Annotated in this window: 14 protein-coding genes; 6 read left to right on the forward strand and 8 right to left on the reverse strand. The window is 60.5% G+C overall.

What is annotated here, in order from left to right; all coding sequences use genetic code 11:
- Positions 1 to 47 precede the first annotated feature (47 nt).
- Positions 48 to 1,058 carry an FAD:protein FMN transferase gene (locus FIV39_RS19270; RefSeq protein WP_244176409.1) on the reverse strand — a complete coding sequence of 337 codons (1,011 nt, stop codon included), beginning with the start codon at positions 1,056 to 1,058 and terminating at the stop codon, positions 48 to 50.
- Between the two features lie 63 nt (positions 1,059 to 1,121).
- Here FIV39_RS19270 and FIV39_RS19275 point away from each other — a divergent pair, with 63 nt between their 5' ends.
- Positions 1,122 to 1,655, forward strand: coding sequence for a chalcone isomerase family protein (locus FIV39_RS19275; RefSeq protein ID WP_090407747.1), 534 nt, complete (start codon positions 1,122 to 1,124; stop codon positions 1,653 to 1,655).
- 433 nt (positions 1,656 to 2,088) lie between these two features.
- On the opposite strand, the gene FIV39_RS19280 is transcribed toward FIV39_RS19275, so the two are convergent.
- Positions 2,089 to 3,552: a glyceraldehyde-3-phosphate dehydrogenase gene (locus FIV39_RS19280; RefSeq protein WP_090407750.1), complete on the reverse strand. Its 1,464-nt coding sequence runs from the start codon at positions 3,550 to 3,552 to the stop codon at positions 2,089 to 2,091.
- A 340-nt stretch (positions 3,553 to 3,892) separates the two neighbouring features.
- Here FIV39_RS19280 and mfd point away from each other — a divergent pair, with 340 nt between their 5' ends.
- The 3 genes from mfd to FIV39_RS19295 are packed head-to-tail and all read left to right on the forward strand — an operon-like array spanning position 3,893 to position 10,623.
- Positions 3,893 to 7,342: a transcription-repair coupling factor gene (gene mfd, locus FIV39_RS19285; protein WP_090407753.1), complete on the forward strand. Its 3,450-nt coding sequence runs from the start codon at positions 3,893 to 3,895 to the stop codon at positions 7,340 to 7,342.
- Positions 7,343 to 7,353: 11 nt separating this feature from the next.
- On the forward strand, positions 7,354 to 7,920 hold the full coding sequence (locus FIV39_RS19290; RefSeq protein WP_090407756.1) for a CsiV family protein: 567 nt from the start codon (positions 7,354 to 7,356) through the stop codon (positions 7,918 to 7,920).
- A gap of 9 nt (positions 7,921 to 7,929) precedes the next feature.
- Positions 7,930 to 10,623: a DEAD/DEAH box helicase gene (locus tag FIV39_RS19295; protein ID WP_090407758.1), complete on the forward strand. Its 2,694-nt coding sequence runs from the start codon at positions 7,930 to 7,932 to the stop codon at positions 10,621 to 10,623.
- 76 nt (positions 10,624 to 10,699) lie between these two features.
- Here FIV39_RS19295 and FIV39_RS19300 read toward each other — a convergent pair whose 3' ends face one another.
- The 3 genes from FIV39_RS19300 to FIV39_RS19310 form a co-directional block, all read right to left on the reverse strand.
- Complete coding sequence (locus FIV39_RS19300) at positions 10,700 to 13,993, reverse strand: DEAD/DEAH box helicase (protein ID WP_090407762.1); 3,294 nt, start codon at positions 13,991 to 13,993, stop codon at positions 10,700 to 10,702.
- A 140-nt stretch (positions 13,994 to 14,133) separates the two neighbouring features.
- Entirely contained in the window at positions 14,134 to 15,144 is a 1,011-nt protein-coding gene (gene nagZ, locus FIV39_RS19305) for a beta-N-acetylhexosaminidase (protein ID WP_090407765.1), read from the reverse strand.
- 136 nt (positions 15,145 to 15,280) lie between these two features.
- Positions 15,281 to 15,988, reverse strand: a complete 708-nt coding sequence (locus FIV39_RS19310) for a TetR/AcrR family transcriptional regulator (RefSeq protein WP_090407767.1) — start codon at positions 15,986 to 15,988, stop codon at positions 15,281 to 15,283.
- A 263-nt stretch (positions 15,989 to 16,251) separates the two neighbouring features.
- On the opposite strand from FIV39_RS19310, the gene lexA reads away from it, so the two are divergent.
- Together lexA and sulA are read left to right on the forward strand one after the other, a co-directional pair.
- Positions 16,252 to 16,860, forward strand: coding sequence for a transcriptional repressor LexA (gene lexA / locus FIV39_RS19315; RefSeq protein WP_003172575.1), 609 nt, complete (start codon positions 16,252 to 16,254; stop codon positions 16,858 to 16,860).
- Between the two features lie 10 nt (positions 16,861 to 16,870).
- The gene (sulA, locus tag FIV39_RS19320; RefSeq protein WP_090407770.1) at positions 16,871 to 17,344 is read left to right on the forward strand and encodes an SOS-induced cell division inhibitor SulA; all 474 of its coding nucleotides are present in this window, start codon (positions 16,871 to 16,873) and stop codon (positions 17,342 to 17,344) included.
- Positions 17,345 to 17,426: 82 nt separating this feature from the next.
- On the opposite strand, the gene FIV39_RS19325 is transcribed toward sulA, so the two are convergent.
- The 3 genes from FIV39_RS19325 to topA form a co-directional block, all read right to left on the reverse strand.
- Complete coding sequence (locus tag FIV39_RS19325; protein WP_017254451.1) at positions 17,427 to 17,660, reverse strand: hypothetical protein; 234 nt, start codon at positions 17,658 to 17,660, stop codon at positions 17,427 to 17,429.
- Positions 17,661 to 17,778: 118 nt separating this feature from the next.
- A complete protein-coding gene (locus FIV39_RS19330; RefSeq protein ID WP_090407773.1) occupies positions 17,779 to 18,300 on the reverse strand; it encodes a DUF6586 family protein in 522 nt (173 codons plus the stop codon).
- A gap of 246 nt (positions 18,301 to 18,546) precedes the next feature.
- Positions 18,547 to 21,168: a type I DNA topoisomerase gene (gene topA, locus FIV39_RS19335; protein ID WP_027604240.1), complete on the reverse strand. Its 2,622-nt coding sequence runs from the start codon at positions 21,166 to 21,168 to the stop codon at positions 18,547 to 18,549.
- Positions 21,169 to 21,246: the final 78 nt, after the last annotated feature.

A 21,246-nucleotide genomic window follows, 5' to 3' on the forward strand; every position in this document is an offset into this window, starting at 1 on the left:
CCTTGGTCGCGTCGTAGGCCAGTTTTGCCTTTACTACACACGGCTGATTACGGTTTCAGCGCCGTCAGTTGCTCGAACGCCTGGTTAGTGCGTGTGACGAAGCCGTCCCCTTCGCGCCTCACAAAAAAGGCCGCGATGCCGTGCTGCTCAGCATAGTCCCAGCCTTGCTCAGGCCCGAGGATGAGCAGCAACGTCGACAAACCATCCGCCATCAACGCCGAAGGGTGCAATACGGTCACCGAGGCCAATTGATGGGTGATCGGCGTACCGGTGCGCGCATCCAGCGTGTGGGAATAACGCCGACCATCCTGCTGGAAATAATTGCGATAGTCACCTGACGTCGACACGCCAAAGCCGTTCACATTGAGGATTTTCTCGGCGACCTGCTGATCGTCACGCGGTTCTTCGAGGGCAATACGCCAAGGTGCGCCGTCAGGTTTATGGCCGGCGGCCTTGAGTTCGCCGGTGGCTTCGACGAGATAGTCCTGGACGCCCTGGTGGGTGAGCAGCTCGGCGATTCGATCGACTGCGTAGCCGGCAGCGATGCTGTTGAAGTCGACTTCGACCGCGGCGTCCTTGCACAGCTGCTCGCCGTTTATGCGCAAATGCTGATGGCCGACTCGCTGGCGGACTTGCGCCAGACTCATGGCATCCGGCACCTTCAACTCGCGCGCCTGGGGACCGAAGCCCCACAGGTTCAGCAGCGGCTCGACCGTCAGGTCAAACGCACCGTCGCTCCCCTGGGACAGCTGCTCGCCGGTGCGCACCAAGAGCAGGATCGGCGCAGGCATGGGCTGACAGCTGTTCGTCGGCAGGCGGTTGAAACGCGCGATAGCGGAGTCGCTGCGGTAGGTTGACATCTGCCGGTCAACTTCGCCCAATAGACTTTCCACCTGGTGCTGGAGTTCTTGCGGGCCTGGCGTGCTCGATGTCCTGACGTACTGGATCGAATACGTACTGCCCATGGTTGGCCCGCCAAAGCGCTCCAGCGAATCGCCGCCGCATCCGGTGAGCAGCGCCACCGCACAGAACATCACCATTTGACGCAGATTGCTCATAAACCCTGCCACTGCCGGAATTGAATTAACCTGAAAGCACGCACCTTTTCAGGACCGACCATTATGCGGCATGTCGTTTTGTGTTTATTGCTGATGTTCTCGATCCCGACGTTCGCCAATGAGGCAGATCGCCTCACCCAGGCGAATTTTCCGGCGCAGTCCCAACAGTTGGCGTTGAAAAACCAGGCCGTGCTGACCTATCTCTGGGCCGATGTCTATGCAGCGGCGCTGTATGCCCCGGCGGACCTGGGTGCGAAGCAGGCGTGGGACCAGCAAAAGGCGTTGCGCCTTGTGCTGTACTACTTTCGCGATATCGACCGTAGCGACGTGATAAAAGCGGCCAACACGACACTGGAACGCCAGCAAGCCAGCGCCCGCTTGAAGCCCGAGCTGGACCAGCTGCACGCCAGCTTTCGTAACATCCGCAGCGGTGATCGCTACGCCCTGGACTTTCACCCGGGCCGTGGCCTGAATTTGGAGATCAATGACCAAGTGGTGTTCAGCAGTCGCAATGACGCGCTGGCAAGAGCCTACCTGGGCATCTGGCTGGCGCCCAAGGGCTTGTCGGATGAGTTGCGCGGCAAACTGCTGAAATGAAAAAGGGTGCCAGGTGCAGATGTTGCAGATGAACCACCGCTATCGGGGGCAAGCCCCCTCCCACATTTGAATCTATTCGCAAATCCAAGTGTGGGAGGGGGCTTGCCTCCGATGAGCATAGGTATCTACACAATTTTCAGAGACTGGCGAGTTCCCCTGTGGCGAGCGGGCTTGTCCCGCGTTGGGCTGCGTAGCAAGCCCCAGTAAGGAAGAACGCGGTGTATCAGACACTCTGTGGAGGCTGGTTTTGGGGCTGCTTCGCAGCCCAACGCGGGACAAGCCCGCTCGCCACAACAGCCCTATCTGCCGGGCGTTCAGCGTTGAGCAAAAGTTGTGTAGATACCCATGCTCCGATGAGGCCCTCACCCACACCACAAGCCCAGCCATGAAAAAGCCCCGAACCAGTCGGGGCTTTTTCATTCACTGCAACGGCTTAGCGCGGGAACGCAGGCGGGTTGACCCCGGCCATGTCTTCCATCACGCGAACCACCTGGCAGCTGTAGCCGAACTCGTTGTCGTACCAAACGTACAGCACAACGCGGTTGTCCTGGCTGATGGTCGCTTCCGCGTCCACTACGCCGGCGTGGCGCGAGCCAACGAAGTCGGTGGAGACCACTTCCTGCGAGTTGACGAAGTCGATTTGCTTATGCAGGTCGGAGTGCAGCGCCATGTAGCGCAGGTACTCGTTCATCTCTTCACGGGTGGCGGCTTTCTCAAGGTTGAGGTTGAGAATGGCCATCGACACGTTAGGCGTCGGCACACGGATCGCGTTACCGGTCAGCTTGCCAGCCAGCTCAGGCAGGGCCTTGGCAGCGGCAGTGGCAGCACCGGTCTCGGTGATGACCATGTTCAGCGCGGCGCTACGACCACGGCGATCGCCCTTGTGGAAGTTGTCGATCAGGTTCTGGTCGTTGGTGTACGAGTGAACGGTTTCAACGTGGCCGTTAACGATGCCGAACTTGTCATTCACAGCCTTCAGCACCGGCACGATGGCGTTGGTGGTGCAGGAAGCGGCGGACACAATCTTGTCGTCGGCGGTGATTTCGCCGTGGTTGATGCCGTGCACGATGTTCTTGAGCTTGCCTTTGCCTGGCGCGGTCAGCACAACGCGGTCGATACCCGGGCAGGTCAGGTGCTGGCCCAGGCCCTCGGCATCGCGCCATACGCCGGTGTTGTCCACCAGCAGGGCGTTCTTGATACCGTACTGGGTGTAATCCACCTCAGTCGGGTTCTTCGCGTAGATCACCTGGATCAGGTTACCGTTGGCGGTGATGGTGTTGTTTTCTTCGTCGATGGTGATGGTGCCGTTGAACGAGCCATGCACCGAATCGCGGCGCAGCAGGCTGGCACGCTTGGTCAGGTCGTTCTCGGCGCCTTTGCGCACCACGATGGCACGCAGGCGCAGGCCGTCGCCGCCACCGGTTTTTTCGATCAGGATGCGCGCCAGCAGGCGGCCGATACGACCGAAGCCGTACAGGACAACGTCGGTGCCTTTGCGGGCAGCGGCGTTTTGCTGGCCAACCACATCGGCCATTTCTTCACGCACGAACTGCTCGGCGGTACGACCGGCGCCTTCCTGGCGGAATTTGTAGGCCAGCTTGCCCAGGTCTACCGAAGCCGCGCCGAGCTTGAGCTCGCTCATGGCCTTGAGCAGGGGGAATGTTTCGTGGACGGAGAGTTCGCTGTCGTCGGCAGAACGATGGCGAGCAAAGCGATGCGCCTTGAGAATCGCGATGACTGATTGGTTGATCAGGCTGCGGCCATAGATCGAGCTCACCACATTGTTATTGCGGTACAGCTGACCGATAAGCGGGATCATCGCTTCTGCGAGTGCTTCACGGTCGATCCATTCACCAAGACACTGGTCGGGCTTCTGAGTCACGGGAACCTTCCACATGTAGGGGCTGAAAAAAGGGGCTACATTATGTCGCCCGACCGCCCGTTGAGCAATGCGCCAACCACAACAAAAAGCCCTTGCAAAAAAATACCACCCCGCTACAGGCCAGGAAACACGCGGGTTTCAGAAGGCCGCCAATGGCGCACTGCCGCCAACTTGTCCGTAACTCTCCGAAACATCCGTGCAAAACGGCACTACATAATGAGTCAAAAGGCTGCTTTGTTTGTCTTAGCCACTACATTTCCTACAAACCGTAATAGGCTCAGTCAGCAACTGACAGGCGGCACCTCGGGCCGTTACAATTACCGACTTTGTCGCAACGCTTGGAGCTCAACCTTCCGTGCCCGTTCTGCGTCTACCGCTTCTCCCTGCCGCGGCAGGTAAACAGCACTGGGGCAACCTGCCCGGTGCCGCCCTGAGCCTGGCCATTGCCGAGGCTGCCAGCGCAGCCAAGCGCTTTACCCTGCTGCTCACCGCCGACAGCCAAAGCGCCGAACGGTTGGAGCAGGAGCTGAGCTTCTTCGCCCCCGATTTGCCGGTGCTGCATTTTCCCGACTGGGAAACCCTGCCCTACGACCTGTTCTCGCCGCACCAGGACATCATCTCCCAGCGTATCGCCAGCCTGTACCGCCTGCCGGAACTGGCCCACGGTGTGTTGGTGGTGCCGATCACCACGGCCCTGCATCGCCTGGCGCCGACCAAGTTCCTGCTGGGCAGCAGCCTGGTGTTGGATATTGGCCAGAAGCTCGACGTGGAGCAGATGCGCACGCGCCTGGAAGCGAGCGGCTACCGTTGCGTCGACACGGTGTATGAGCACGGTGAATTCGCCGTGCGCGGCGCGCTGATCGACCTGTTCCCGATGGGCAGCAAGTTGCCGTACCGCATCGACCTGTTCGATGACGAAATCGAGACCCTGCGCACCTTCGATCCGGAAAACCAGCGTTCCATCGATAAGGTCGAGTCGATCAAGCTGCTGCCGGCGCGGGAATTCCCGCTGCAAAAAGACGCGGTCACGCGCTTCAAGGCGCGCTTTCGCGAACGCTTCGATGTGGACTTCCGCCGCTGCCCGATCTTCCAGGACTTGAGCAGCGGGATTACGCCGGCCGGTATCGAGTACTACCTGCCGCTGTTCTTCGACGAAACCTCCACCCTGTTCGACTACCTGCCCCAGGACACCCAAGTGTTCTCGTTGCCAGGCATCGAGCAAGCGGCGGAAAACTTTTGGAATGACGTGCGCAACCGCTATGAAGAGCGCCGCGTCGATCCGTCCCGGCCTTTATTGCCGCCCGCCGAGCTGTTCCTGCCGGTGGAAGACTGCTTCGCCCGCCTGAAAAACTGGCCGCGCGTAGTTGCCAGCCAACAGGATGTGGACGCCGGCAGCGGCCGCGAACGCTTCCCGGCGGCGACGCTGCCGGACCTGGCGATCCAGGCCAAAGCCACGCAACCACTGGAAGCACTCTCGAACTTCCTCGGCGACTTCCCCGGCCGCGTGCTGTTCACCGCCGAGTCCGCCGGGCGCCGTGAAGTGCTGCTGGAACTGCTGGAACGCCTGAAGCTGCGGCCGAAAACCGTCGACAGCTGGCCGGATTTTGTCGCCAGCAAAGAGCGCCTGGCGATCACCATCGCGCCATTGGACGAAGGCCTGCTGCTGGATGACCCGGCGCTCGCGTTGATCGCCGAGAGCCCGCTGTTCGGCCAGCGTGTGATGCAGCGTCGCCGCCGTGAAAAACGCGCCGACGCCAACAACGATGCGGTGATCAAAAACCTCACGGAACTGCGCGAAGGCGCGCCGGTGGTGCATATCGACCACGGCGTCGGCCGCTACCTCGGCCTGCAGACCCTGGAGATCGACAACCAGGCCGCCGAATTCCTCACCATGGAATACGCCGAGGGCGCCAAGCTCTACGTGCCGGTGGCGAACCTGCACCTGATCGCCCGCTACACCGGCAGCGACGACGCCCTCGCGCCGTTGCACCGCCTGGGTTCCGAGACCTGGCAAAAAGCCAAGCGCAAGGCCGCCGAACAGGTGCGCGATGTCGCCGCCGAACTGCTCGACATCTATGCCCGTCGTGCGGCGCGCGAAGGGTATGCCTTCGCCGACCCGAAAGCCGACTACGCCACCTTCAGCGCCGGCTTCGCCTTCGAAGAAACCCCGGACCAGCAAACCACCATCGAAGCGGTGCGCGCCGACATGCTCGCACCCAAGCCGATGGACCGCCTGGTGTGCGGCGACGTGGGCTTCGGCAAAACCGAAGTGGCCATGCGCGCAGCCTTTATTGCGGTACACGGTGGCAAACAAGTGGCGATCCTGGTGCCGACCACCCTGCTCGCCCAACAACACTACAACAGCTTCCGCGACCGCTTTGCCGACTGGCCGGTGAGCGTGGAAGTGATGAGCCGCTTCAAGTCCGCCAAGGAAGTGAACGCCGCCGTCGCCGACCTCGCGGAAGGCAAGATCGACATCGTGATCGGTACGCACAAGCTGCTGTCGGACGATGTGAAGATCAAGAACCTGGGCCTGGTGATCATCGACGAAGAACACCGCTTCGGTGTGCGTCAAAAGGAACAGCTCAAGGCCCTGCGCAGCGAGGTCGACATTCTTACCCTCACCGCCACGCCGATTCCGCGCACGCTGAACATGGCCGTGTCGGGCATGCGCGACCTGTCGATCATCGCCACGCCGCCGGCGCGGCGCCTGTCGGTGCGCACCTTCGTCATGGAGCAGAACAAAAGCACGGTCAAGGAAGCGCTGCTGCGGGAACTACTGCGCGGCGGCCAGGTGTACTACCTGCACAACGACGTAAAAACCATCGAGAAGTGCGCCGCCGACCTTGCCGAACTGGTGCCGGAAGCACGCATCGCCATCGGCCATGGGCAGATGCGCGAACGCGATCTCGAACAGGTGATGAGCGACTTCTACCACAAGCGCTTCAACGTGCTGATCGCCTCGACCATCATCGAGACCGGCATCGACGTGCCGAGTGCCAACACCATCATCATCGAACGGGCGGACAAGTTCGGCCTGGCCCAACTGCACCAGCTGCGCGGCCGGGTTGGGCGCAGTCACCACCAGGCGTATGCCTACCTGCTGACGCCGCCCCGCCAACAGATCACCGGGGACGCCGAAAAGCGCCTGGAAGCGATCGCCAACACCCAGGACCTGGGCGCCGGTTTTGTCCTGGCCACCAACGACCTGGAGATCCGCGGCGCCGGCGAACTGCTGGGCGATGGCCAGAGCGGGCAGATCCAGGCAGTCGGCTTCACCTTATATATGGAGATGCTTGAACGCGCGGTGAAAGCCATCCGCAAGGGCGAGCAGCCGAACCTCGATCAACCCCTGGGCGGCGGTCCGGAAATCAACCTGCGCTTGCCGGCGTTGATCCCCGAAGACTACCTGCCGGACGTGCATGCGCGGCTGATCCTGTACAAGCGCATCGCCTCGGCCACCGACGAAGAGGGCCTCAAGGACCTGCAGGTGGAGATGATCGACCGCTTCGGCCTGCTGCCCGAGCCAACCAAGAACCTGGTGCGCCTGACCTTGCTCAAATTGCAGGCCGAGCAGCTTGGGATCAAGAAAGTCGACGCCGGGCCGCAGGGCGGGCGTATCGAGTTCGAAGCGCAGACACCGGTGGACCCACTGGTGCTGATCAAGCTGATCCAGGGCCAGCCCAACCGCTACAAGTTCGAAGGGGCTACGCTGTTCAAATTCATGGTGCCGATGGAACGTGCCGAAGAACGCTTTAATACATTGGAGGCGTTGTTCGAGCGCCTCATCCCGAAATCTGTTTGAAGGACGCCCCAATGCGCCTGTTCCGCATTCTGAGCCTGTTATTGGTAGTACTCGCGCCTTCGGCATTTGCCGACAGTCCGTACCAGGTGGAAATGATCCTGGTACGCCAGAATGCAGAGCCTGCGCTTAACAGCCGCGCCGCACCGGAAAACTGGGACGACGGGGCCGTGCGCCTGGGCGACAGGATGAGCCCGCCGCGCCTGAACAATATCGTCGACAAACTCAACGCCGATAACAGCTTTACCGTACTGGCGCACAAGGCCTGGGAACAGAACCTTGGCGAGCAGCCGGTGAAGATCGCGATCACCGACGGCCAGGAGCAGTTCGGCCAGTTCCCCATCGAGGGTGTGTTGAGCCTGCAACTGGGCCGCTTCACCGATATCGATGCGGACTTCTGGCTCAACACGTTCGACAGCAACGGCAGCGTGGTGGCCAGCGAACACCTGAGCCAGAAAGACGTGCGCACCAAGAACAACCAGCTCAACTACCTGGACGGCGGCCACCTGGCACTGCTGATCAAGATCACTTCGCTGACCGCCAAACCACCCAGCGCCCCCCCGCCCGACATTCAGGACTGATCCAGCGCCATGCCCCTGACGTCGCCGCTGACCAAACCCCTGGCCCCTTCATGGGCCAATCGCTTCAAAGAGCAAAGCCTGGAGCGCGGACGACGCTACGCCCTGGAGAACCGTGTGCGCATCGTCGAGTCCGGCGACAGCACCATCATCGCCAGTTGCGAAGGCTCAGGGGGCAACGTTTACCGGCAGACCATCTCATTGCGTGAATCGGCCAAGGGCACGCTGATCCTGGTGGACAGCCGCTGTACCTGCCCGGTGCACACCAACTGCAAACACATCGCGGCGGTGCTGCTCAAGGTCCAGGAAACCCTGGCCTACCCGGCTGCGGCCCAGGATGCCGAGCTGCTGGAAAAACTCCAGGCCGTGCTGGATAACCGCGTGGTGTTGCCACAGGTGGTGATGGAGGATGTGGTGCCCGTGCCGCGCCTGTGGCTGGCCAGCGTCGAGTTCAGCGCGTTTGAACCGCGCAACGGCAAGATGCAGCGCTATATCCAGCACCGTGCGGCGCTGTCGTTCAACTATTTGGGCAACTATGTCAGCGGGCAGAAGAACGCCGACATCATCGTGCGCCAGGAAACCCAGAGCCTGCGCATCAAGCGCCATCCCGAGCTGGAGCAGCCCTATCGCGAGCAACTGCGCCTGCTCGGTTTCAAGATCGCCACGCGCCAGAGCAAGGCATTGCCGGAAAGCGCCGGCGAGTTGTTCGAGATGGTCAATGACAGCGCCTGGCTGAACTTCACCCTCAATGCATCGCCGACCCTGCGGGCCGAGGGCTGGGAGCTGCAGATCGACGAAGACTTCGGTTTTGACCTGAGCGCCGTCGACGACTGGTACGCCACTGTCGATGAAGGCCCGGAACGCGACTGGTTCGACCTGGAGCTGGGAATTATCGTCAACGGTGAGCGCCTGAGCCTGCTGCCGATCCTGCTCAACCTGATGCGCTCCCACACCGAAATCCTCAACCCGGAAAAACTCGCACGCCGCCGCGATGAAGAACTGATCCTGGTGAATATCCCCGGCCTGCCCAACGGCGGTCACGGCCCACTGCAAGTGGCACTGCCCTACGGCCGCTTGAAACCGGTGCTCGCCACCCTCGGGGAGTTCTACCTGCAAGAGCCCGGCACCACCACGCTGCGCCTGGCCAAGGCCGATGCGATTCGCCTCAACCCGCTGGAAGACCTGCCCCTGCAATGGGAGGGCGGCGAGAAGATCCGCAACTTTGCCCAGCGACTGCGGAACATCAAGGATTTCACCTGTGCAGCGCCTGAGGGGTTGAACGCAACACTGCGGCCTTATCAGCTGGAAGGTTTGAGCTGGATGCAGTCGCTGCGCCAACTGGAGGTGGGCGGGATTCTTGCGGATGACATGGGCCTGGGCAAAACCCTGCAGACCTTGGCACATATCCTCAGCGAAAAGATCGCCGGGCGCCTGGACCGGCCGTGCATGGTGGTGATGCCCACCAGCCTGATCCCCAACTGGCTCGACGAAGCGGCGCACTTCACCCCGCAACTCAAGGTGCTGGCGCTGTACGGTGCAACGCGCAAGAAACATTTCGCCAGCCTGCAAGACTACGACCTGCTGTTGACCACTTACGCCCTGCTGCCCAAGGACATCGAACACCTCGCCGCCCTGCCCTTGCATGTGCTGATCCTCGATGAAGCCCAGTACATCAAGAACCCTTCCAGCAAGGCTGCCCAGGCCGCGCGCGAGCTGAATGCCCGGCAGCGCCTGTGCCTGAGCGGCACACCGCTGGAAAACCACTTGGGCGAACTCTGGTCGCTGTTCCACTTCCTGCTGCCGGGCTGGTTGGGCGACGTCAAAAGCTTCAACCGCGACTACCGCGTCCCCATCGAAAAGCGCGCCAGTGAGGTGCGATTGCAGCACCTCAACGGCCGGATCAAACCCTTCCTGCTGCGCCGCACCAAGGAGCAGGTGGCCACGGAACTGCCGCCCAAGACCGAGATCATCCACTGGGTCGACCTCAATGAGGCCCAGCGCGATGTGTACGAGACCATGCGCCTGGCCATGGACAAAAAGGTGCGCGACGAGATTACCCGCAAAGGCGTGGCGCGCAGCCAGATCATCATCCTTGAGGCACTGCTGAAGCTACGCCAGGTGTGCTGCGACCTGCGCCTGGTCAACGATGCGACCCTGCCCACCCGTGGCAGCAGCTCGGGCAAGCTCGACAGCCTGATGGACATGCTCGAAGAGCTGTTTGAGGAAGGCCGCCGGATCCTGTTGTTTTCCCAGTTCACCTCGATGTTGAGCCTGATCGAAGTCGAGCTGAAAAAACGCGGCGTCGCCTACGCACTGCTGACGGGCCAGACCCGCGATCGGCGCACACCGGTGAAGGATTTCCAGAGCGGCAAGTTACAGATTTTTCTGATCAGCCTGAAGGCCGGCGGTGTGGGCCTGAACCTGACCGAAGCCGATACCGTGATTCACTACGACCCGTGGTGGAACCCGGCCACGGAAAACCAGGCCACTGACCGTGCGTACCGCATCGGTCAGGAGAAGCCGGTGTTCGTGTACAAGATGATTGCGCGAGGCACGGTGGAGGAGAAAATCCAGCACCTGCAAAAGGAAAAATCCGACCTGGCGGCGGGTGTGCTGGATGGGCGTACGACTGGGGATTGGCAGCTGGGCAACGAGGATATCGAGGCGTTGTTTGCGCCGTTGCCGAACAAGCAAGAGAAACGTTGACTGTCAGACTGCTATTGCAGGCAAGCCAGCGCCCACATTTGGAATGCGTTCGCCTGCGATGAAGACGACTCGGTCCTCAGCCTGACAACGGCGCAAACAACGCCTCAATATCTCGCTCCTCCAGCTTCCAGCCGGCACTCGCGCCGCCTTCAAGCACACCGTCGGCCAGCGCTGCTTTTTCCAATTGCAACGCCTGGATTTTTTCCTCCACCGTGCCTCGCGCAATCATCTTGTACACGAACACCGGTTTCTCCTGCCCGATGCGGTACGCACGGTCGGTGGCTTGGTTTTCCACCGCAGGGTTCCACCACGGGTCGTAGTGAATCACCGTGTCTGCCGCTGTCAGGTTCAAACCTGTGCCACCCGCCTTCAGACTGATCAGGAACAAAGGCGTATTGCCCTCCTGAAAATTCTTCACCGGTGTGCGCCGGTCGAGGGTTTCACCGGTCAGGATCGAGTATTCAACGTCGCGCTGCCTCAACTCTTCCTCAATCAGCGCCAGCATCGACGTGAATTGCGAGAACAACAGGATTCGACGCCCTTCGCTGAGCAATTCCTCAAGCATCTCCATCAAACTGCCAAGCTTGCCCGCTCCCGCGCGAGTCAATTTGGACGCTGGCGCAGACTTGACCAAGCGCAGGTCGCAGCAGACCTGACGCAACTTGAGCAACGCTTCCAAAATGATGATCTGGCTGCGCGCCACACCATGACGGCTGATTTCGTCACGCACCTTCTTGTCCATCGCCACACGCACGGTCTCGTACACATCGCGCTGCGCGTCGCTCAAATCCACCCAGTGCACTATTTCTGTCTTGGGCGGCAACTCGGTGGCGACCTGTTCTTTTTTACGCCGCAACAGGAAGGGTTTTATCCGCGCCGTCAGGTGCTGCATGCGCTGCGCATTACCGTGCTTTTCAATCGGCGTGCGGTAATCGCGGTTGAAGGTCTTGCTATCACCCAGCCACCCCGGCAGCAGGAAATGGAACAGCGACCAGAGTTCGCCCAAGTGGTTTTCCAAGGGCGTACCGCTAAGGCACAAACGCTGGCCAGCCTCCAATTGCCGAGCAGCCTGGGCTGCCTTGCTATTGGGGTTCTTGATGTTTTGCGCTTCATCGAGAATCAGCACGCTCCAACGCTGCGCCTGCAACACTTCCAGGTCTCGGGGCAGCAACGCATAGGTGGTCAGCACCAAATCGTAATCGGTCACACGCGTGAAGTCGCTCTGACGCTGCGCGCCATGCAAGGCCAACACGTTGAGTTGCGGCGTGAAGCGCGCAGCTTCATCCATCCAATTGGGGATCAGGCTGGTGGGCATCACCGCAAGTGCGGGTGTTTGTAAACGACCGGCCTGCTTTTCGCAGAGCAGATGCGCAAGGGCTTGCAAGGTTTTGCCCAGGCCCATGTCGTCGCCCAAAATGCCGCCCACTTCCAGTTCGCGCAGGGTCTGCATCCAGTTCAAGCCTTCGAGCTGGTAGCCACGCAGCTCGGCGTTCAAGCCCTGCGGTGCTGGCACATGGGAGTGCGTGGCGTGTTTCAGGCGCTTGGCGAAATCACGTAAGCGCTCTGCGCCTTGCCAGATCAGAGGAAGCCCCTCGAGATGGCTGAGCAGCGCTGCATCAGGAGCGGTCAATCGCAGGGCATTACCTTCCGGTTCACGCAGATAAAGGCCGCTCAAGGTGGCCATCAACGGCTTGATTCGCGCATAAGGCAAGGCGACCTTGGTTTTCTCACGGGTGCCCAGGTTTACCAGCACGCGCTCGTCGTCAGCCCGCTCCGCCAGATAGGCGGCGTCGAGTAGCTTGGGTTGGCGACGCAGCAGATTCAGGATGATGGGCAACAAGCCATGGCGTTGACCATCGACTTCGATGCCCAACTCAAGATCAAACCACTCGTGACCGGGCGATTCGTCAATCTCGGCATACCACTGGTCAATGGTCTGCACATGGTAATAAAAGCCCGGCTGGATACTCACCTCCCAGCCTGCTTCACGCAGGATGGGTAAACGGTTTTCAACCAGACTCAGCCAGTCTTCATCACTCGACAGATCAAACATTTCGCCGGCTCCCGCCGGCAGCGCCTTGGCCCTTCGGTTGACCTTGGCAAAACCGAGCTTGGTCAAGACCTTGCGCAGGGCCTTCTCGGCTGTCGGCTTGCGCTGAATACGTTGGGTCTCGGTGCCGCTGAGCAGTAAAATCTCCTTCCCAGCCTTGTCGGTGGCCAGACTCGTACCGTAGCGAAAAGCCAGGGCGGCGCAGTGCTCAACCTCCGGGAACCCGGAACGGTAGTTGTAGGACTCGTGACTACCTAGCGTCAGGCAGCCTTGAGGCTCAAGGGTATCAACGACGCGCTCAGTCAGCTTCTGGGGCGGTGGAATCCCTGCGGCCAACCCGCCGACGCGGTGGCTGAACAACGCGACCTCGCTCGCCGGAATCTCAGGCAAGCTACACAGGTGAACGGCGAGACTCTCTTCCATCCCATGCTCAAGAGGCGCCAGCTCCATCCGGGCAAGGTCCAGGTTATACAGCGGTTCGAGCGGCAGCACGTACTGCAGCGGTGTCGCGCCGATCAGCCATTGCGGGAGGTAGTTACCGTTGGGCAATACCGTCCAATCGAAACGAGCCACCTGTGCCGCGGCGGTGCCAAGAGGGCGGGGGTCATCGAAATCATGAAACAGACGCCCGGTCTTAAGCGCCGCCTCCAGTATTTCCACCCCCTCTTTTCCCACCAGGGGAAAGTTACTGCCGTAACGCCCGTAAGGTCGTCCGACCAGGAGCAACCTCCCGAGGCGCTTGTCCACCTCCAAGAGATAGCCTGGAGAACGCATCAGGGTCTCTTCCAGGGAGTACAGCGACTTGATATCGGCAAAGCCGCCATTTTTTAACACCCGGGCCCGATAAACCGCCAATGACCAGTCACTTGAGTACCGATCAACAAAGAGTTTGTACAACAGGCACGTGTTACTGCCTTTGGGCACCGTCTCAGCTTCGATGACGGGTGCGGGCAGGCTTTTCAGCCAATGTTCGATGTGTGGGCTAAGGCGGTTGCCCGCCGGCTCTCGTTGCGTCTTGAGCGTGTCGAACTGAGAGATCAGGGTAAAAAGAACCGCCGCTGCATGTTTGCAATTCACCGCAACCGGGCAAGAGCACACGCAGTCGATATGGGTCGAGTGGGAATCGGCTGATTCAAAGGAGATTGCCAGGGAGTAGGCATTCCCCCCGGAACCCTCGCACCAAGCAATAATCCGCTGCGGGCCTGCCTCGACAATCTTTACACGCCCTTCCTGCGCATAGCCGAAGCCCCGGTCCAATGAACGGGAGTCGAAGTTTTCCTGCCAGTCCGAATTTATAAAGCGCGTGATCAAGTCATTCATGGAGACGAACTCTACACCAGCGAAATCGGCACAAAAACGAAGCAATCGCCTACACAGAGGTACGAATTTACAGCCGCTGCACTTTGATATTTCCGAGTGTTAAACGCTCAGGTAAACACGCGCGCAAAGACTCTGTTTACCTACTCAATAAGTTGAGCACCCCGTAGCGCGCCCAGAGCCGCCAGCCAGCGGGGATCCTGCTTATAGTCAGTCGAGGCAATCGCCTGCCCACGCATACGCGCGATGCGGGCCGAAGGCGTGACCTTCATCCGCTGGGCCGCAGTGAGAGCCAGTTCAGCAGCTGCACGATCATTGCACACCAGCCCCATGTCGCAACCGGCGGTCAGCGCCGCTTCAATCCGACTGGCCGCGTCGCCGACCACATGGGCACCGGCCATCGACAGGTCATCGCTGAAAATCACCCCATCGAACTGCAACTCGCCGCGCAGGATGTCCTGCAACCAGCGGCGTGAGAAGCCGGCGGGCTGCGCATCCACCTGTGGGTAAATGACGTGCGCCGGCATCACTGCCGCCAACTGCTTGCTCAGGCGTGCGAAAGGCACCAGGTCATTGGACCGAATCTGTTCCAGGCTGCGTTCGTCATTGGGAATCGCGACGTGGGAATCGGCCTCAGCCCAGCCATGGCCCGGGAAGTGTTTACCGGTGGCGGCCATGCCCGCGCTGTTCATGCCACGGATAAAGGCACCGGCGAGCACCGCAGCGCGCTCGGGATTGCCTTCGAAGGAACGGGTGCCGACCACGGCGCTGCGCTGGTAGTCCAGGTCCAGCACGGGAGCGAAGCTCAGGTCCAGGCCAACGGCAAGCACTTCGGTGGCCATGATCCAGCCACACTGCTCGGCCAGGTATTCGGCATTGGGGTTATCCGCCAACGCACGCATGGCCGGCAGGCGCACAAAGCCTTGGCGCAGACGCTGGACACGACCACCTTCCTGGTCGACGGCCAACAGCAGGTCCGGGCGCACGGCACGAATCGCCGCGCTCAGTTCCCGCACCTGGCGCGGATGCTCGATATTGCGCGCAAAAATGATCAGGCCACCGACTTCAGGCTGGCGCAACAGGTGGCGATCCTCGGCCGTCAGCCAAGTACCCGCCACGTCGACCATCAAAGAACCTTGCAGGGCAGCAGTCATAAACCTTCCTTAAATAACGCACACACCCCATTGACCTCACCATGCGCAGTGAGAACAACAGGTTGCGAGTAAATAGCTGAATTCGGCATGGGCGGCTAGCTTAGCGGATGCAAGCGGCTGCGCACACCCGGGGCGGTCAAACCTTGGCGGGGGCTGGCGCGGATTTGCTGCGGGGGCGCAATTGGGCGGCAGCCATGGCCGAGTCGGTCACGCCGGTTTCAGCGCGCATGCCGGCGGCCAGGAACGGCACCATCAGGCGCATGACCTGCTCAATGGAGGTGTTGACACCGAAATCGGTCTCGGCAATCGCACGCAACGCCTTGATCCCGGACATGCTGAATGCGGCCGCACCGAGCATGAAGTGCACGCGCCAGAACAGTTCGATAGGCGGAATACGCGGCGCAGCTTCGTTGACCAGCAACATATAGCGGCGGAATACCTTGCCGTACATGTCTTCCAGGTAACGGCGCAAGTGGCCCTGGCTCTGGCTGAATGCCAGGCCCAACAGACGCATGAAGATCGACAGGTCATTGCCGCTGCGTGGCTGAACCACCAGCGCTTGCTCCACGAGCATTTCCAGCAGGTCTTCCAGGGAGGGCTTGTGGTCGGCCTTGGCCTGGCGGCGCTCGAGCTCACGGTCGAGGCTGGCACAGAACGGCCCCAGGAAGCGCGAGAACACTGCCTGGATCAGGGCTTTTTTCGAGCCGAAATGGTAGTTCACTGCGGCAAGGTTGACCCCGGCCTTGCTGGTGATCAGCCGCAATGAAGTTTCAGCAAATCCTTTTTCCGCGAACAATTGCTCGGCAGCATCGAGAATGCGTTCAACGGTTTCCGACTGGGCCATGGATACTCCGCCTGACAAACACTTGTTTGAAACATACGTTTCAGGGTGTGTCTTGTCAAGCCTGCAAGTTCGCTTTCCGGCCGGGCAGTCATCTATTTCATCGCTATTTAATCACATACTCCAAGGTCTGTAGGCAGCGCTATCTCTGCCTTGTAGGACAGCTAACGAATGACCGTCCAGCGGCATCGCAGAAAAGGATGATTGCCAAGCGCAGTTCACTGTATATAATCCCAGTCACTGTATAAAAAGACAGAGCGATCAACATGCTAAAACTGACGCCACGCCAAGCTGAGATTCTGGCTTTTATCAAGCGCTGCCTCGATGACAACGGCTACCCGCCGACGCGAGCGGAAATTGCGCTGGAACTGGGGTTCAAATCCCCCAACGCTGCCGAAGAACACCTCAAGGCCCTCGCTCGCAAAGGCGCGATCGAGATGACCCCCGGTGCTTCGCGGGGCATTCGCATCCCTGGCTTCGAAGCCAAGGCCGACGAATCGACACTGCCGATCATCGGTCGCGTCGCCGCCGGTGCGCCAATCCTGGCACAGCAGCACGTCGAGGAATCCTGCAACATCAACCCGACCTTCTTCCATCCACGTGCGGACTACCTGTTGCGGGTGCACGGCATGAGCATGAAGGACGTGGGTATCTTCGATGGCGACCTGCTGGCCGTCCACACCACCCGCGAAGCCCGTAATGGCCAGATCGTCGTCGCCCGGATCGGCGATGAAGTCACCGTCAAACGCTTCAAGCGCGAAGGCAGCAAGGTCTGGCTCCTGGCCGAGAACCCTGAGTTCGCCCCGATTGAAGTGAACCTGAAAGATCAGGACCTGGTGATCGAAGGCCTGAGCGTCGGCGTCATTCGCCGCTAAAGGAGGCATCATGCAGCTCGTGCACACCCCCCAACACACACAACTGTCGCTGTTCGAGGCCTTTATGGCCCAACCCCTTGCGCCCATCCTCAAGGAAACGGTCGAGGCGCCCTGGAGCGCCGAACCTGAGGCGTTCAGTGAACTGTCGTTGCGCGGTGCGGCCGGGAGCTGCCTGAGTCTGCTGGCGCCGATCCTTCGCGAACTGAGCGAGGAACAGGATGCACGCTGGTTGACGCTGATTGCCCCGCCCACCAGCCTGACCCAGGCCTGGCTGCGAGACGCCGGTCTTAACCGCGAACGCATCCTGTTGCTGCAACCACGTGGCACGCAAAGCGCTCAGCAGTTGACCTGTGAAGCCTTGCGCCTGGGCCGTAGCCACACCGTGGTGAGCTGGCTCAACCCACTGAATGCCACTACCAAGGCACAGCTGATCAACGCGGCACGTACCGGCGATGCGCAGAGCTTGAATATTCGATTGGGGTAGTTCGGTGTGCCGCAGGCTATCCCTGCGGTGGGGCCTGCTGTGGCGAGCGGGCTTGCCACAACAGCGAACCCACCTGCCACACTCAGTGAAGAACGCGCGGGCCGTCTTCTTTCTCCGGCTCGCCTTCTGCCAGGCGACCTGCCATCTGCACACCAACGCTCAGCATGGCTTTTGCCACTTCCACGTGCTGGCCTTGCAGGAACGCCTTGGCGTCCTCGGAAAAATCCAGAATAACCAGAGAACCTTCGTCCTCAGCCCGGCGCAGCTCGATTCGGCCGTCAGGCAACTCAACAATTTCCAGAAAGGACGTCGGCATAAAAGTCTGTTCTCCACGAAAGGCCGGGATTATATCAGTCATCCGCCCGGCCTCGCTGAGGATCTGAGGAGGTTTCTTTACGGCTTGATGAACGGTGCCATGTGAATCCGACCAACGTTCAGCACTCGTTCAAACCTTCACGAAAGCGCAATGCCATCTTTTTCAGCGCCTGACGCCAGCCTTCCAATTCTTCGCGACTCAGTGGCTTGGGCTCTTCCTCTTCCAACGCAACCGCCACGATCAAGGGCTGGGTGACATCGCCCTTAGGCACATGGGGAACACGGGGCGGCTGAAACATATCCGCATGGGCCTTAAGCAGACGCGCGACCCAGCTGTCAGGGCTCTGGGCCATTTCCACCAGCTCGGCCAGCTCAGGGATCGCCATGCTTTCCAGCACTTCACGATTCATGATCATCTCCGCACGGGGCGAACCGGCCTGGGGCAAGCGGTAGAACCCGGCGATCTCATGACACAAGCCCAGTAACGCACCATACAGGTGGAACAACGCGGCTTCACGCCCGGCCTGAACCAGCGCAATCGCGTTCATCTCCTTCCCTTCCTCGGCACGGCCAAGGGCTTCCAGGGACAAACCCGCGAAGTAAATTTTCTGGTTGGTACGGGTATAGAGTTCGTTGGCCATAACGGCAATCTCCACAACGAATAAGCGTGATACTGGCTGAACAGTGTCACGGATCAGCCGAGCCTACTGCAAGTGCAATAAACCGCTGCTTATGCGGGTCAAAACTCGACTTTCAGATCCAAACAGATCCAAATGCGGGAGGGGGCTTGCCCCGATAGCGAAGCATCAGTCATACACATGTCGACTGATATACCGCTATCGGGGGCAAACCCCCTCCCACATTGGATCTTCAGCGCATCCGACGGGTCAAGCGCCCTGGCGCTTGTCCTCGACCTTCCACTTGCCACCGTCGTAGAACGCCTTCCAGCCGGTAGGCTTGCCGTCCACTTCGGTCTGCACGTACTGCTCCTTGGTCTTGCGGCTATAGCGGATCACGGCTGGGCGACCATCCGGGTCCTTCTTCGGCGCTTCGCACAGGAAGTGGTACTTCGGATCGATCTCGTCCTTGTGCGGCACGATCTCCAGCACCAACGGCGCTCGGGTCTCGCGGTTTTTCGGGAACTGGCTGGCGGCCAGGAACAGGCCCGAAGCGCCGTCACGCAGGATGTAGGTGTCGTTGACCTTCTCGCACTTGAGTTCCGGCATCTTCACCGGGTCCATCTTCGGCGGCGCCGCGTCACCGCTTTTCAGCAGTTTGCGCGTGTTCTTGCAGGTCGGGTTGGTGCAACCGAAGAACTTGCCGAAGCGGCCGGTCTTGAGTTGCATCTCGCTGCCGCACTTGTCGCATTCCAGGCTCGGGCCTTCGTAACCCTTGATGCGGTAGCTGCCCTCTTCAATCTCGTAGCCGTCGCAATCCGGGTTGTTACCGCAGATGTGCAGCTTGTGCTTCTCGTCCAGCAGGTAGGCATCCATCGCCGTGCTGCAGATCGGGCAGCGGTGCTTGCCACGCAGTACCAGCGACTCGGATTCACCCTCGTCGTCGGCGGCGATTTCATCGCCCGGCACCAGGTTGACGGTAGCCTTGCAGCGTTCTTTCGGCGGCAGGCTGTAGCCCGAGCAACCGAGGAACACGCCGGTGGACGCAGTACGAATCTGCATCGGACGGCCACAGGTCAGGCACGGGATGTCGGTCATCACCGGCTGGTTGGCACGCATGCCGCTCTCAGGGCTTTCGGCCACTTCGAGTTTTTTCTTGAAGTCGCCGTAGAACTCGTCCAGTACGTTTTTCCAGTCACGCTCTCCCTGGGCCACATCATCGAGGTTCTCTTCCATACCGGCGGTAAAGCCGTAGTCCATCAGGTTGGAGAAGCTCTCGGACAGGCGCTCGGTGACGATGTCGCCCATCTTTTCCGAATAGAAACGACGGTTGTGCAGCGCGACGTAGCCACGGTCCTGGATGGTGGAAATGATCGCCGCGTAGGTCGAAGGACGACCGATACCGCGTTTCTCCATCTCTTTCACCAGGCTGGCTTCCGAATAACGCGCCGGCGGCTTGGTGAAGTGCTGGGACGGGTCGAGCTTGATCAGCTTCAACGTGTCGCCCTGGGCCATGTCCGGCAGCACATCGTCGTCACCGGGCTTGGCGATCTGCGGCATTACGCGGGTGTAGCCGTCGAACTTGAGGATACGGCCCTTGGCCCGCAGCTCGAAGTCCCCAGCGCCCACACTGACGGTGGTGGACAGGTATTGCGCCGGCAGCATCTGGCAAGCCAGGAACTGGCGCCAGATCAGCTCGTAGAGGCGCTCAGCGTCGCGTTCCATGCCACTCAGCTTGCTTGGCTCGGTGTTGGCATCGGAAGGACGAATCGCTTCGTGAGCCTCCTGGGCGCCTTCTTTGCTGCTGTAGACGTTCGGCTTCTCCGGCAGGTACTTCTTGCCGAATTCGCTTTCAATATAGGTACGCGCCATGGCCACCGCGTCTTGCGACAGGTTGGTGGAGTCGGTACGCATATAAGTGATGTAGCCGGCTTCGTACAGACGCTGGGCCATCATCATGGTTTTCTTCACCCCGAAGCCCAGGCGGTTGCTCGCGGCCTGTTGCAGGGTCGAGGTGATGAACGGCGCCGACGGCTTGCTGCTGGTCGGTTTGTCTTCACGCTTGACGATGCTGTAGCTGGAGGCTTTGAGCTTCTCCAGCGCGGCCATGGCCTGGGCTTCGTTCAGCGGCTTGAACGCCTCGCCTTTCTCACGGGCCACTTCGAAGCGCACGTTGGCGCCCTTGGCGGTGCCCAGGTCGGCGTGGACTTCCCAGTATTCTTCGGGGTTGAACGCACGGATCTCACGCTCACGCTCCACCACCAGCTTGACCGCTACCGATTGCACACGACCGGCGGACAGGCCACGGGCGATCTTGGCCCACAGCAGCGGCGAGACCATGTAACCCACGACACGGTCGAGGAAACGACGGGCCTGCTGGGCGTTGACGCGGTCGATGTCCAGCTCACCCGGCTTGGAGAAGGCTTCCTGGATGGCTTTCTTGGTGATTTCGTTGAACACCACGCGCTTGTAGCGGCTGTCATCACCGCCGATGGCTTCCCGCAGGTGCCAGGCAATGGCTTCCCCTTCGCGGTCCAAGTCCGTTGCGAGATAGATGGTGTCGGCATCTTTGGCGAGCCGGCGCAGCTCTTCGATGACCTTTTCCTTGCCCGGAAGGATTTCGTACTTGGCCTTCCAGCCATGATCCGGGTCCACACCCATGCGCGAGACCAGCTGCTTGCGCGCTTTCTCTTTAGGCGTGAGCACCGGGCCTTCGCCCGCAGCCGCCTTGCCGCGCTTGGCGGCAGGCTCCTTGCTGGCGCTAGCCGAACCGCTGGTGGGCAGGTCTCGGATATGGCCGATACTCGACTTCACCACGTACTCGTTGCCCAAGTACTTGTTGATGGTCTTGGCCTTAGCCGGGGATTCCACAATGACCAGCGATTTGCCCATGGATCGGAAAATTCCTGAATTCGAGAAGTGAAAGGCAGTTGGCGCCTGACGCGGCAACGCTATATATAGTGGCAACAA

The sequence above is a fragment of the Pseudomonas grimontii genome (assembly GCF_007858185.1).
Lineage (GTDB): Bacteria > Pseudomonadota > Gammaproteobacteria > Pseudomonadales > Pseudomonadaceae > Aquipseudomonas > Aquipseudomonas grimontii.